This is a genomic window from Pantoea sp. JGM49 (genome assembly GCF_018257655.1).
In the GTDB taxonomy this organism is placed as follows: Bacteria; Pseudomonadota; Gammaproteobacteria; order Enterobacterales; family Enterobacteriaceae; genus Pantoea; species Pantoea communis.
Genome location: NZ_JAERJM010000018.1, coordinates 24,260 through 38,547, shown reverse-complemented (window position 1 = coordinate 38,547; position 14,288 = coordinate 24,260). Strand labels below are relative to the sequence as shown.

General features: G+C 57.5%; 13 protein-coding genes. All 13 read left to right on the top strand.

Annotated features, from left to right (window positions below; all coding sequences use genetic code 11):
* The first annotated feature begins 1 nt into the window (after position 1).
* The 13 genes from traU to traD all read left to right on the top strand — a co-directional run bounded on the left by traU (position 2) and on the right by traD (position 14,288).
* The gene (traU, locus tag JK231_RS22965; RefSeq protein WP_249221805.1) at positions 2-1,009 is read left to right on the top strand and encodes a conjugal transfer pilus assembly protein TraU; all 1,008 of its coding nucleotides are present in this window, start codon (positions 2-4) and stop codon (positions 1,007-1,009) included.
* Positions 1,010-1,020: 11 nt separating this feature from the next.
* The gene (trbC, locus tag JK231_RS22960; RefSeq protein ID WP_211729643.1) at positions 1,021-1,461 is read left to right on the top strand and encodes a type-F conjugative transfer system pilin assembly protein TrbC; all 441 of its coding nucleotides are present in this window, start codon (positions 1,021-1,023) and stop codon (positions 1,459-1,461) included.
* Between the two features lie 28 nt (positions 1,462-1,489).
* A complete protein-coding gene (locus JK231_RS22955) occupies positions 1,490-1,807 on the top strand; it encodes a hypothetical protein (RefSeq protein WP_211729642.1) in 318 nt (105 codons plus the stop codon).
* Positions 1,808-1,859: 52 nt separating this feature from the next.
* Positions 1,860-3,719, top strand: a complete 1,860-nt coding sequence (locus JK231_RS22950) for a conjugal transfer protein TraN (protein WP_211729641.1) — start codon at positions 1,860-1,862, stop codon at positions 3,717-3,719.
* Positions 3,716-4,489, top strand: a complete 774-nt coding sequence (gene traF / locus JK231_RS22945; RefSeq protein ID WP_349291533.1) for a type-F conjugative transfer system pilin assembly protein TraF — start codon at positions 3,716-3,718, stop codon at positions 4,487-4,489. The genes JK231_RS22950 and traF overlap by 4 nt, the downstream gene beginning before the upstream one ends.
* A gap of 3 nt (positions 4,490-4,492) precedes the next feature.
* Complete coding sequence (gene trbB / locus JK231_RS22940) at positions 4,493-5,062, top strand: type-F conjugative transfer system pilin assembly thiol-disulfide isomerase TrbB (RefSeq protein WP_211729640.1); 570 nt, start codon at positions 4,493-4,495, stop codon at positions 5,060-5,062.
* Positions 5,062-5,454, top strand: coding sequence for a hypothetical protein (locus JK231_RS22935; RefSeq protein WP_211729639.1), 393 nt, complete (start codon positions 5,062-5,064; stop codon positions 5,452-5,454). Before trbB ends, JK231_RS22935 begins: the two co-directional genes overlap by 1 nt.
* 31 nt (positions 5,455-5,485) lie before the next feature.
* A complete protein-coding gene (locus JK231_RS22930) occupies positions 5,486-6,853 on the top strand; it encodes a conjugal transfer protein TraH (protein ID WP_211729638.1) in 1,368 nt (455 codons plus the stop codon).
* A complete protein-coding gene (gene traG / locus JK231_RS22925) occupies positions 6,853-9,687 on the top strand; it encodes a conjugal transfer mating-pair stabilization protein TraG (protein WP_211729637.1) in 2,835 nt (944 codons plus the stop codon). Before JK231_RS22930 ends, traG begins: the two co-directional genes overlap by 1 nt.
* Before the next feature lie 34 nt (positions 9,688-9,721).
* A complete protein-coding gene (locus JK231_RS22920) occupies positions 9,722-10,246 on the top strand; it encodes a hypothetical protein (RefSeq protein WP_211729636.1) in 525 nt (174 codons plus the stop codon).
* A gap of 192 nt (positions 10,247-10,438) precedes the next feature.
* Positions 10,439-11,350 (top strand): DUF6012 family protein, encoded by a 912-nt coding sequence (locus JK231_RS22915; RefSeq protein WP_211729635.1) that lies wholly within the window; start codon positions 10,439-10,441, stop codon positions 11,348-11,350.
* A 110-nt stretch (positions 11,351-11,460) separates the two neighbouring features.
* Positions 11,461-12,108, top strand: a complete 648-nt coding sequence (locus tag JK231_RS22910) for a hypothetical protein (RefSeq protein ID WP_211729634.1) — start codon at positions 11,461-11,463, stop codon at positions 12,106-12,108.
* Entirely contained in the window at positions 12,108-14,288 is a 2,181-nt protein-coding gene (gene traD, locus JK231_RS22905) for a type IV conjugative transfer system coupling protein TraD (protein ID WP_211729633.1), read from the top strand. Before JK231_RS22910 ends, traD begins: the two co-directional genes overlap by 1 nt.

Genomic DNA, 14,288 nt, shown 5'->3' with positions numbered 1-14,288 from the left:
TATGGTCTGGCGAACGGCGCTCCTTATGCTCTCGGTGTGGCTCTGCGCGCCCGCGCTGGCGGCTGACAGCAGCAGCGGCAACACGGCCCTCACCTGCGAGGGCCGCTGGGTGAACCCCATCACCGACGTGTGCTGGGAGTGCATCTTTCCGATGAGCGTGGGCAGTGTGCAGGTCTCGGCCGGCACGCTGCCCGATACCGATAACCCCGCGTCGCCCATTCAGTTCTGTCCGGTTCCGCCGCCCATCTTTGAGCGCATGGGCGTGGCGGTGGGGTACTGGGAGCCGTTCGCGATGACCGACGTGACGCGCTCCCCGGGCTGCATGGTGAACATGGGCGGCTTCAATATCAACATCCCTAACACCGGCACCGGCACGGGCACCAAGACGGCAAACGAGCACCCCGGCACCTTCTATCACGTCCACTGGTACAAGTACCCGCTGATCTCCTGGCTCAGCATTATCACCTCCGAGATGTGCCTGCAGGGCGGCGAGTATGACATCGGCTACCTGTCAGAGCTGGACCCGACCTGGCAGAACGACAACCTGGCGCTGTTCCTTAACCCCGAGGTGATGCTGTTTGCCAACCCGATTGCGCAGATGGCCTGCGCGGCGGATGCGGTGGCCTCCGGCGTGAGCCGCCCGATTGACGCGCTGTTCTGGTGTGCCGGGTCGCACGGTTCGATGTACCCGTTCACCGGCAACATCGTGAACGAGTCCAGCGGGCTTAACAGCTCGGTGCTGCTCTCCGAGCGCATGGATTTCAAGCTGCACCGCGAGGGGCTCATTCTCGACACCGTGCCCTACGACGTTGCGGTCTGCTACGAGTATCCGTCCGTCATTCTGCCGAAAAGCCGCTACCGCTATCAGATGGTGAACACCATCCCGGACGTGGCGTCCTGCCACCCGCTAGGGCGCAACGTGATGCTGTGGCAGACGGGTAAAGAAATGCCGACCAGCAAGAAGAACTACGGCTACCTCATCTGGAAAAAGCGCAACTGCGTGATGTAAGCGAGGCACACATGAAATCACTAAACGCGGCGCTGCTTTACGGCGCCTGCCTGGTCAGCAGCCTGCCGGCGCTGGCCGCTGACGGTACGCAGGTCAGCAGCACGGAAAATGAAACGGCGTACTTCCTGTCGTCTTCGCTGCCGGATAAGGAGCTTGCGCTTCTGATGAAGGCGGCGGAGGCAAAGAACATCCCCGTCTACTTCCGGGGGCTTATCAACGACAACATGGATCAGACCGCAAAGTACATGCTGAACCTGATCACCACCTACAAGGTACGAGGCATCCAGATTGACCCCGTGCGCTTTGACCGCTACGGCGTGAAGCAGGTCCCGGCGCTGGTGAAGAAGTGCGGGGACCGCTTTGACATCGTGTACGGCAACGTGGCGCTCAGCCAGGCGCTGGACATGATTAACCAGCGTGGTGAGTGTCGCGCTAAAGCAGATGGGGAGTGACAGCATGATCTCAGCGAGTGAGGTAGCAATGAAAAGCAGAATGTTAACCGGCCTGTTACTGGCTGCAGTCGTTATATCCGGCGATGCACTGGCAAAGACAGGCACCCCGGCTGACGGCGAGGCGTACCTGCAGGCAGTCAGTCACAGTGGCGACCCGGATGTGGCCAGCGTGCTCGGGGATATTAATGCCGCGCACCGCAAAGCCTGCGGTGAGGGCTACAGTGCGGACCAGCTCAGAGCAATTGCCTCTCAGAACGGTGACTATGCGGCGCTGCTGAGCCTTAGATCGATGGATAAAGCGAAGTATCAGCAGAAGCTGAACGCCAGCTTTACCCGCTGCGACTGAGTCTACCCGGCCCGCTGCGGCGGGCCCTCTTTCCCTCTCTCCGGACACTCTGATGAACAAACCAATACGCTCCCTGCTGCAGGGGCTGCTGCTGGCCTGCCTCTCTGCCGGCGCGCTGGCCGCATCGATGGACGCCTCCAATCAGGAGGGCGTCAGCGCCGGTAAATCGGCAAACGGCACGACCAGCGCCGACCCCGGCAGCTATTTTGAAAACTACTCGTCGGACGCGCCGCAGCGCGACCTCTACAGCGACCCGACGCAGACGTCGACCAACATAGACGTGAAGGGCCAGACGGAGCTTACGGAGTCCGACCTCGGGCAGACCGCCCGCGAGTCCTACGTAAATAACCCGGCCGACAAGCTGAGCTACGACTCCGACATGATGAAGCGCAGCGATGAAATCCGTAACAGCGCCGACGCCATTACCGGCGTGAACGGCAGCCAGTGCGTGGCGCAGGAGCTGAGTAAGACCACGTACACCACGCACGCCTGCGAACTGGCCTCCAGCCTGTCACAGTCCTGCACCCGCAAGGCCACCATCGTCACCACCGGCTCGCGGGAAAGTTACAGCACGCAACTGGTCCTTGATGCCGCAAACGCCTCACCGGTCTTACTCGACAATTACTGGGTGCGCTTTGATTTTACCGTACCCGATGACGGCACGATCAGCTCCGGGAACTGGGCGTTTATCTATCCCAAAGACCTCTCTTATCACGGCGAGTCTGCCAACCGTCTCTGGTATTCCATTCAGGCATTCGGCACGACCGTTAAAGCGAAGCACAACCGGAGCGGTGACTTCTCCATCGCCACCCAGAACGTAACGAAAGAGCAGACAGTATCGCTTTTTCTGCGCTACGACACCGACGGTCATTACTCATCAGCGAGGGACGGGATGGTGAGAGCCATTGGTAATGGCAGCTATGTTTTTCGCGTCACGCTGCCGATGCAGGGCGTCCGCGACACCGTGCAGGCGGGCATTGAGTGGACCAACAGCTGTCCGGCGGACATGGGCGACGCCGTGAAAATGAGCGAGGTCTGCAGCGACCCGGGCGGGACCCGCTCGGTTACCGTGGGCGGCCAGGCCTACAGCGTTTACAGCGACTGCTGGGGCTATACCACGCAGTGGAATCTCTACGAAGACGACACCAACACCTGCCAGGCCTATATCGATGACCCGAACTGCAGCGAGGGCACGCGCACCTGTACGCAGAAAATCGGTAACTACTGCGTCTACAGCAAGCTGACCTACCAGTGTGCGCACACCGTGAAGAGCACCGGCTACATCTGCGGCTCGGAGTTCTACTGCTCGGACGGCAGCTGCGCCGCCATGCAGAACGGAGAGAACCAGAACTTTGAGGAGGCCGTCTCGCAGCTGGCGGCGCTGGCCGCTTACGGTCAGGACGTCAACGGCATCGACCCCAATCAGGTCACGGCGTTTACCGGTAAAGGCATGTCCTGCCGCCAGAGCGCGGCGGGCTTCAGCAACTGCTGCAAGAGCGGCGGCTGGGGTCAGGATGCGGGGCTTGCACAGTGCAACACCGAGGAGAAAGAGATCGGCACCGGCAAGGAGAAAAAGCTGGTCGTGAAGGTCGGTTCGTACTGCTCGCGCAAGGTGCTCGGCGTCTGCCTGCAGAAGAAAGAGGGCTACTGCGTGTTTGACAGCAAGCTTGCCCGCATCGTGCAGGAGCAGGGCCGCCGGGACCAGCTGGGCATCAGCTTTGGTTCCGCGAGCGACCCCGACTGCCGGGGCATCAAAATCGCCGAGCTACAGGGCATCAAGTTTGATCATATCGACTTCAGCGACTTTTACGACGACCTCAACACCAACGTGAAGCTGCCCGATGAGGACGCCCTGCAAGACCGCATTCAGTCCGATATCCAGAACAGCCTGAAGTCAGGAGACCAGCCGTGAAAAAAATCATCTGCCTGTCGCTGCTGCTGGCGACGCTGCCGCTGCACGCGGCGGAAGATAAAAAGCCTGACGGCTATAACTACAACCCGGCCGTGGGCTGGTACTGGTACAACGAGCCGGTAAAAAAGGATGAGGAGGAGCCGCCTGCAGCGCCCCCACCGCCCCCGCAGGAAACGCCCACGCAGAAGATGAAGCGGCTGCAGGCGTTCCGCGACAACCTGATGAACGAGGCGATGCTGCACCCCTCCTCTGAGAACATCCGGCGCTACAAAATCGTGCAGGACTGGATGGTCAATCAGGCGAGCATGTTCGCCTCCCGGTGGGAAAAGGTGCTGCTGGACAACCCGGAACTGGACTACAGCCTGAAGCACCCGTTCTACAACGGCACCGCCAACATCCAGTACACCGAGCAGCGCCAGAAGCAGCAGGCGGCCATCCGCTACGTGAACCAGCGCTACGGCGTGTTCTTCTTCTATCGCGGCAATGAGCCGCTCGACAACCGGCTCGGCGGGGTTGTGAAGGAGTTCAGCGAGCAGTATGGCCTGACCGTTATCCCCGTCACTGTTGACGGGCGCGCCAGCCCGGACCTGCCGGACACCCGCCAGAATGCCGGGCAGGCCGAGAAAATGAAAATTGAGCACTTCCCGGCCATTTACCTGGTGGAGCCGCGCACGAAGAAATACCAGCCGCTGGCCTATGGCTTCATCACCCAGGACGATCTGGCGCGCCGCATGCTCAACATCGTTACCGACTTCCAGCCCGAGGATTAACCCATGATTGCAAAACTGTTTGCCGCACTGCTGTTGCTGGCTCCCCTGCTGGCACCGGCCAGCACGATTGATGATATCGCCCGCCTGGAGCAGGCCAAGACCGGGGAGGAAGCTCCCGCACAGTCACAGACCCCGCTGCAGAAGGAAGCCACCGCTCAGCCGGAGAGCCCGCAGCCCGCCACGCCGGGAAAATCCGTGTGGTTTCAGCTGAGCGACGGCAGGCGCGTTGACGTGGGCCACTGGCAGATTGTGCACTTCGTCCGCTCAGACTGCCCGTACTGCCACCGCTTCAACCCGACCCTGAAGTCGGTGTCAGAGCAGACCGGCATCGGCGTGTTCGTTTACAGCTTTGACGGCAAGGGCGATGCGGTGTTCCCGAAGGTCATGCCGGTGAATGACGGCATCCTGAAGGACTTCTTCGCAGAGCTGCCGCAGGCGACGCCGACGGACTTCATCATCAATACGCAGTCGCTGGTCACCATCCCGCTGTCGCAGGGGGAAATGAGTGAGGAGGCGCTGAAGCAGCGCCTGGATGAATCCTTTGCGCTGGCCGTGCGTCTGGGGGTGCTGTGATGAACGACAGACCAAATTTATTCAGCGTTTCGGCCACTTTCAGGGTCATGCCTGACGCCTGCAGTGACGCCATCGTCAGTGATCTGATGGGCGTGCTTTCCGGCCTGACGGGTATTGAGGTGGCCTGCTACCGCGCCGGCTGTTCCGTTACCGAACTGCTGATTCACCGGGAAAAACACACGCCTTTTTGCCTGACCATCTGGCAGGGCGAACTCAGCGTTCCGCCGGTCAGCGACGACGACCTCCGGCTTTCTCATAAGGAAATCAGCCTCCCGGATACCACCGACGTGCTCCTGCTGATTAGCACGATGGCCAGACGTGCCGGGCTGGTTCCGGCGCTGTTACCGGACCCGCACTCGTCAGTCGTGATGGAGTTCATCCGCCATGACTGATTCAGTAACCGACTTTACGAGGAATGACGCCATGCGCCGCATCTTTTCCGCTGCTCTCAGCCTCGGCCTGCTGCTGTCCTCTGCGGGCGCTTCTGCTGACGTGCAGAACGACATTAACAAATTCTTTAACGACATGGGCGGCGGCGGAGGCAACTACACGCAGGCCGCCGCCTGGCAGGGCCAGTCTGCGGGCTATCTGACCGGCGGCAACCTGTTTATCCGTACTCCGGTGCGCAACATTCAGCTGATTTCGGTGACGCTCCCGGACATCAAGTCAGGCTGCGGCGGCATCGATGCCTATCTGGGCTCCTTCAGCTTCATCAACAGCGACAGCATCAAGATCATGGGCAAGCAGATCCTCAGCAACGCGGCCGGATACGCCTTTGACCTCGGGCTTGAGACCATCTGCCCGCAGTGCAAGGCCGTCAAGGACTACCTGCAGAAGCTCGCGGCCGACACCAACAACATGAACATCTCCACCTGCCAGGCCGCGCAGTCTATCGTCGGCGGGCTGTGGCCAAAAACGCAGGCGGCCAGCGCGCAGATTTGTCAGGACCTCGGCACGAAGCACGACGTGTTCTCTGACTGGGCGGCGTCACGTCAGGGCTGTGGCGTTGGCGGCGAGACCAGCAGCGTATTCGACAAGGCGACCGACGATGAGAAGAAGCGCATTCCGCGCAACCGCAACCTCACGTGGGACACGTTCACGAAGCTCAATCAGTTCTTCAGCAACGATCGCGCGCTCAAGGAGTTCATTATGTCGATGGTGGGCACGGTGATTTATGACGCGAACGGCAATCCGACTTTCCTGCAGCCGCGCGGCGGCAGCGAGTCAATGTTCAATACGCTGCTGAACGGCGGCACGGAGAAAATCTACCGCTGTAACGACAACGATACCTGCCTGTCGCCCACGATTGCCGACCTCACGCTCAGCGAGGACGAGGGGATGACGGGGCGGGTGCGGGACATCCTCAACGATATCTTTGATAAAAGCCGCAGCGACACCGCGCTGACCGACACCGAACGGGCGCTTATCAGCAGCACGCGGGTGCGCATCCTGCGCTACACCATTGACTCCGCGTCGGTGGGCATGGACCAGAGCGTGGTGAGCAGCCTGGCGGAGTACATCGCGGCTGACATGGTGATGTCCTACATCAACGGGCTGATTGACGTTGCCGCCAGCGGCGCAGCGGGCACGCTTGATACGGAAGAAGAGAACAAGCACTTCCGGGAAAACCTGCGTCAGGTGCGCAACGAGCTGGGCCAGCGCGTGTCGCGCATTCAGGTGCAGCAGAACGGGCTGGCCGAGTACGACCGCAGCCTGTCAGAAACGCGCCAGCAGCTTTCCTCTTCTGTCTCCGACAGCGTGCTGTCCAACTACCAGTTTGGAGGTAACTAATGGCTCTTGATATCTGGGTGGTCAGCGCCGGCGGCATGATCACCATGGGGCTTAACGCCGTGGCCACCATGATGGAGAACGGCGGCTGGCGCACCACGGTGTGGGTGGCGGAGATGCTGGGCATCGTGTTCTGCATCTTTACCTACCTCCGGACGCACGATCTGCGGACCATGTTCGGATGGGGGCTTACGTTCGTCATGGTGACGGCCGTTCTGCTGACGCCCCGGGTCACGGTGGTGGTGAATGACCTGACCGCACCGGACACGATAGGGCGGGTGGACAACGTGCCAGTGGGGCTGGCGCTGCCGCTCTATCTGATTACCGGGACGGGGTACACGATGACTACCGCGTACGAGGATATTTTTCACTTCCCTGATGAGCGGGCCTACACGAAAACGGGCATGCTGTTTGCCAGCAAGCTGATGCAGGACAGCTTCACCATCGAAAGCCGCGACCCGGTGCTGTCGTATAACCTGGTTGAGTACACCAAGAACTGCGTGGTGCCGGACATCATGCTGAACCACAAGTACAGCACGCAGGACGTGATGGAGTCAGAGGACGTGCAGTCGGTGATTTTCAGTAACCCCAGCCCGCTGCGGGGTGTGTACTGGCGGGATGCGTCGGGCACTACCTTTATGTTCTGCCGTGACGCGGCGCCGAAGCTGAAAACGCTGATGACCGCGCAGAGCAACAACACGGGCACCACCTTTATGAGCCACGCTGCGCGCATGCTGCCCGGAAATACCTCTCCGCAGACGGTTTACGCCGACCAGCTGGCCGGCTCGTACAGCTACTTCTTTGACAGCAGTAAATCGGCACAGAGCATCATGCTGCAGAACATCGCGGTGGCCGGCCTGCGCCGGGGCCTGAACAGCTACGTGAAGGGCATGAACGATACCGCATCCATGGTAGATATCGCCTCGGAACAGTCGCTGATGAAGCTGCGACTGTCGCACGCGGTGAGCTACACCATCGCAACTGAAGTGCTGCCGCAGCTGCACACCGTGCTGATGTTGTTCTGTATCTGCATCTTCCCGGTGATGATACTGGCGCTGTACGTGCGAGAGATTGCCTGGTCCGTCATCAAGAGCTACCTGAACTTCATGGGCAGCCTGATGCTGTGGCCCATCATGTTCGCCATCTTTAACTTTGCGGTGAACTACAGTACGCAGAACAGCTTTCAGGCCACCGGCCCGACGCTGTCTAACATGAACCGCCTGATGGAAACCAGCTCCACAACCGCAGGTATTGCGGGCTGGCTGATGCTGTCTATCCCGTTCCTGGCGTTCCGCCTGTTTACCGGACTGGGTCAGGGCTTTGCGAGCCTCAGCTCCAGCCTGGGCAGCGCGCTCAGCAGCGCTTCCGCCGCAGACTCAGCCGCCGTGGCTTCGGGGAATCTCAGCGCCGGTAACGTTCAGGTGGATAACGTCAACGGCTTTAAAACCAACCTTAACCGTGATCTGCGCGAGGGGATGAGCACCCTGCAGCTGGCTAACGGTGCAAGCCGCACCTTTACGCCTGAAGGTCAGACGGTGTTCAACTCTTCTGAGGCAACAAGCCGCATCGGGGTAGAGCTGAATATGGACCGCAATCTGGCCAGCGCCGCGCAGCGTTCCGTGCGCGACAGTCAGGCGCAGACCGAATCGGCCATGCAGGGTTACAACCATTCCGTTCAGGAAACCGGCTCGCAGCTTAAACAGTTCCATGAGCAGTTCGGTAACAGCGATTCGAAAACCGTATCTGCTTCAACTGGTCTGACAGTAACCGAGGCGGATAGAGTAAACCGGATGCAACAGGTTGCCGAAGACTATGCCAATCGCAATCATATTGGACTTAGCCAAGCGTATTCAGAGCTTCAAGATAAATCACGCAATATGCAGCTGAGTGAGGGCATACGCGGGCAGGTAGGTATAGATAGCAGTAAGTCGCTTTGGGGCAAAGCAGGGCAGTGGGTTACAGGCGCTTCCGCTAAAGGCGATTTCAATGCAGGTCTTGAGGGAACTCATCGTACAGGATCTACATCACAAGTGTCTGATGATTCCCGTAGCGGTCAAGATAATTCTCACTCTCTTTCGGCACGTGAGGCAACCGACTTTAGCCAAGGTTTGGATACATTGCGTAGCTATAATGCCTCTTACAACGGGCAACATGTGGATAACAATGCATCCGGCCTGATGAATCAGATCTCGTCTGGCATTACTACGTCTGACAGCAAGTATGAGCAGTATACGGCCAGTCAGTCGCACACTCATGAACTGCAGAAAATGGCTTCTCAGACGGAAACGCTAAGCGCAGGCGCTCGCGACAATTACACTCAGCAGTTTGTACAATGGACGCTGCAACATTCACCAGAAAATGCAGAGACCATCCTCAGCAATACGTCAGATGAGAACGTACAGAAACAACGTGACGGGCTGGTGCAAGAGTTCTTCGCTGAGAAACTACAGGGCCGCATTGATGAGAATTATGATCAGAATGCTGGCAGGACAGGGGAAGGTATGTCGTCCCCGACAAACGCTGTTAAAAATAACTACGGAAATGCTTATGAACATGCAAATAACGACATCGAAGGCGGAGTTAGTAGAAGTAATATCGAAAAAGATGTGAAGAAAGATGTTGATGAGATCCCATTGGTGGTTAAAAATAAAGCAGAAGATGCGAGGTATGAAATGAGTCAAGGAGCTCACTCAAGCCGAGAAGGTTTTGATAGCCGGAAACATGACCTTGAACGAGCTTCAGAAAAGTTCGATGAAGGGAAAAAACTCGCAGATGCATCACAGGACAATAAGCTCCCTAAAAGTCTTAGTGATTATATGAATAGAAATAAAAAGTAGTTTTCTAACTAAATTATCTGGGTGGAGGTTGCTCGTGAAAGTAAGATACGATGAAATTCAACAAGAGTTCAAAGAAATATCTTTGATGATGGTGAATTCTAAAGAAGAGATACCAAGTTTATTATTGGGAGGGAAGTTTATTTTCATTCCTGCTCTAATATACTTTATCTTCTTCTTAATTTGCCCATTCTTTGGCTGGTTTGACAATAATCTATGGCAAGGTGCAGGTATATTTTCCCTAGCATTCTGGTTCTTTATTTCGGTGTTCCTGTATAGTTACAGTATGATTTTTTCAATGCTACCCAAACATGCCTTTAAAAAATTTATAATATTGGGCATCTTAACCAAGAAGGTAAGGGTGTATTATTTCCTGTGGATTGCGAGCATAATCGTTGCAGGTCTACTGTCAATTTTCACTGTTTACAATATATTAATACTATCAATAGCGACATTGATATCTACTGTTGTTCTTGGGTTGATTTTTAATTTAGATATATCTCGATATCAAATTGCAGGTCTTTTTGGCGCTATTTCTGCGGCTAAAGAAAAAGTTATGTAAACGCTATGAAGGTAGATAGGAGAGGTTTGAGCCTTAAGGAGCCAAATCATGATGCTATAAGAGGCTTTTTTTTGCATCTTGATTTTTATTTCTCTATAAATTAGGCCTCTTAGTTTAAATCCTTTAAAACAAATCAGTTTTGAAAATTCAATTTCTAAATAAATTCTCTCAGATAGAATTCTAGGAGATCACATGTACATTCATCTTACACCTTCGTATTACTTGAAGTATTCTAACATCTCAGTTGACCTCATTGATGTCGAAGTTCCTGAATTGGGTTTGCATTTGCGTGCGGACCATGAAATTACAGTCAGGTTTCCTTCTCCTAATAAGCAACTTCATTACGTCTGCCGAAAGAAAGGACGTAAAGCCATATATGGAATATTGCTTGAAACAGACCGCCCCGTAACGGACTTCACACTCATCACGCGCTGGGCGGTGCAGGGAAACGTGTCAGTTCACCGGGTACATATGCATATTTCAGGTGAAGGGGAGGCCGCCACCGACCTTATTCACCTGTGGAGCGGATTCTCACGTACGTCATTTGACAGCCGGATCCCCGCAGCGGCCCGGAACTGGACGCCGGCGTGCTGTCAGCCCCGCCTGACGGTATCCGCGTCCGACAGACCTTCCGAGCGTGAGCCTGAAATCTGGCGGCGTGCTGATCCCGGCGGCATCGTCCGTGAACAGACGGAGTTCTTCACCATGGCCGCCGTAGAGCCTGAACGGCTGGTCACGGAATGGTGGGGTAATGACCGGCTGCCTCCCCCGGAGGATGCCTTTCCCTGCACTGTCCGAGACGTGCCCGGTACGCTGCGGGTGCTTTATCCACGGGTCGGCGTCACGGTCTGTCCGCTGAGTGAGCAGGCGGAACTGATTAAAAGCGACCTGCAGCGTGAGGGAATGACCGGGGCCTGGAAAGGGATTATGGAGCCGGTGCTGAACGATGTCAGGCGAGCCAGCCCCGTGTTTTTCACCAACACTTCCAACCTGATGGACAGCATCCGGCGTCATTCCGGCAGCTATCAGGCACTGTCCGAAGCCGACAAGCGCTTCGTCAGCGAACAGATTAACCAGCCGCTGTTTCAGGTCTCTGACTGCTGAGACCGCCCGCCGCACGTCCTGACGCACCCTGCGTCTGGCGGAGGAGGCGGAACATCACGCCAGCCCATCCGGGCACGTACGCACCACGACTGACCCCCTGAGAGAAAACTATGCCTGCCAACGTTATCCGCGTCACTCACGTGACCTGCGGCGACCCGAACGCGCCGGTCGCCTTTTTTGCCGCTGATGCGGCAAGCCTTGTCCGCTTTGAAACCACCCCGGGTCAGGACCCCGCCCGGGTTTATTCCGCGCTCTTCAATCTGTGGGACGGAGCGATTAACCCGGCTTACGACCCGCTCACCGGCTGCGGTACTTTCCTGACGCTTGACCGGGACCCTGACATTGCCAGTTATGAATTCAGCGAAAGTGCATCAGATGGCCCGGAGGTCCGCGTTTTTAAATCAGTCACACAGCGGGGCTGGAACTTTCTCCCTGAAGACGTGCTGCGCACGGCAAAAGCACAGGCACTGGCGGTTCCGGGTTCGGAGCAGCTTCGCCAGCTGGCCATCATGGAGGGCGACCTGATGGTTATGGCCGCCTTGCAGCGCCTGCATCAGGGGGATGAGTGTCCGCTCAGTTGCCTGATGTACGCCACCGCCGCGCACTACGTGGATTTTATGCACGATAACCTGCACGGCCTGACGCCGGCAGCCGACACGCTGGCACGACGCGTCTTCAGCGCCGCGTGTGATATCAGCGCACCCGACTGGCACCTGAGCCTCGATGAAATGGCTTACGTCTACAGGGAGGCCGTCTGATGAGTCTTAACGCGCGCGACTTTACCCAGGGCGGTCAGGTCATGAAGTACATGATCGGCATGTTCCTGCAGATCATGAATATTGCCTCGTACTGGGTGCTGCTGCTCTCCGTCGTGGTGTTCTTTGCCTGGATGCTGCTGCGTCTCACCCTGCAGGAGTTCGTGCACGGCGGGGCGTACTGGATGATCCGCTGGTGCATTATGCCTTTTAAACACATTACGGGCCGCACCCCCGGCGGGAGCTGGACCTTTCACTTTGAGCGCGCCAACGGCGAGATAGTTGCTTTTAAGCACACCGCGCAGCAGGTAATGGACGACCCCTATTTCGTGCAGATGGGCATGCACGTAAAGGACGTGGCTTTCTACGGCTGGGGCATTGCCGCTTTCAGCTTTATCGGCGCCATTACCGCCATCACCTGGTACCTCGGACGCAAGGGTGAAAAACAGCGCGAGAGCGAAATTACCGGCGGCCGCGTGCTGGCAGACGGTCCGAAGGAAGTTAACCGGCTGCTGAAAAAGGCGGGCATGATGTCCCCGCTCAGCATCTGCGGCCTGCACATTCTGAAAGACTCAGAAATGCAGAACTTTGGCTTTCACGGCACCGTCGGGTCGGGCAAGAGTACCGCGATCAACGACCTGCTCACGCAGCTGCGCGCGCGTGGTGACCGCGTCATCATCTATGACAAGGGTAACAACTTCATCCCCACCTTTTACCGTCAGGACAAGGACAAGATCCTTAACCCGTTCGATCAGCGCTGCCCGTTCTGGGACCTGTGGGAGGAGTGCCGGACCGTCGGGGACTTCGAAAACTTCGCCACCTCGCTGCTCCCTGACAGCAGCGGCAGCAGCGATCCGTTCTGGGTGCTGTCGGCCCGCTCGCTGTTCGTGGCCACGGCACGACGCATGGCGCGGGAGAAAAACCGCAGCATCGGCGAGCTGCTGAAAAAGCTGATGTCCATCAGCCTGGCAGATTTACGTCAGTTCCTTGAAGGCACGGACGCCGCAAACCTGGTGGACGGCAGCATCGAAAAAACTGCGATGACCATCCGCACCATCCTGACCACCTATGTGCGATCGCTCCGCTATTTGCAGGGCCTTGATGAGGACGGAAAGCGTCCATTTAACATCCGCGACTGGCTGCACACCGAGGACGCCAGCGGGGATAACCCGTGGATTTTCATCTCCAGCGATGGCCAGAACCATAACGCGCTGAAGCCGCTGCTGAGCGCATGGCTCTACATGACCATGTCAGGTGTTCTCGGGCTCAGGGCAGACCGCAACCGCCGCATCTGGATTTACCTGGATGAGGCCCCGTCGCTGCACAAGCTGCCTATTCTCCCGGAGTTCTGCGCCGAGGGCCGTAAGTTCGGCGGCTGCACGGTGCTGGGCCTGCAGAACTTCCCCCAGATGGAGGAAACGTACGGCACCAACGCCGCCAAATCCATCTGGGACCTGCTGAACACCCGCATTTTCTATCGTGCGCCCAGCGGCTCGATTGCCGAATGGGTTCAGAAAGAAATCGGTGAAAAGCGGCATAAGAAGTTTAAGGACCAGTACAGCTACGGCGTGGACATCATCCGTGACGGGGTGCAGTTCTCCAAAGATGAGATCAACGAGTATCTGGTGAGCTACTCCGACGTGCAGAGCCTGAATGACCTGGAGTGTTACATCACCCTGCCGGGCGAATGGCCGGTGGTGCGCATGAAGCTGCCCTGGAAGCCGTACCGTGAAATCGCCGAGGGTCGCATCCAGCGTGAGGTGCAGGACGTGTTTGATCCGGACATCGAGGCCGCGCTCTCAGGCGAAACCAGCGATGACCAGACCGGCCAGATTGTTGGCCGTCTGTTCGGGGATGCGTCCGCAAAAGAGGACAGCGAAACCAGCGGCGCCGCTCCTGCAGATGCTCAGGGAAGTGGGTCTGCAGCTGCAGCGACTGCTCCTGCAGAAGCTTCATCAGCAGCACAGGAAACCCGGGCCGATACGGCGACACAGCAGGCCGGAGGCCGCGTAGCGGCTCTGCCAGCGCCCACGGCAGAAGCCGTTCTCGCCGCTTCACCACCGTCTTCTCCCTCATCGACCATTAATACAACTGAATCCCGCCATAGCGAAAGCGAAAAGGCACTTCAGCCCCCGGACATCGTCAAGCACAAAAGCGGTGATTTTGGCTTAGACCGCAACTGA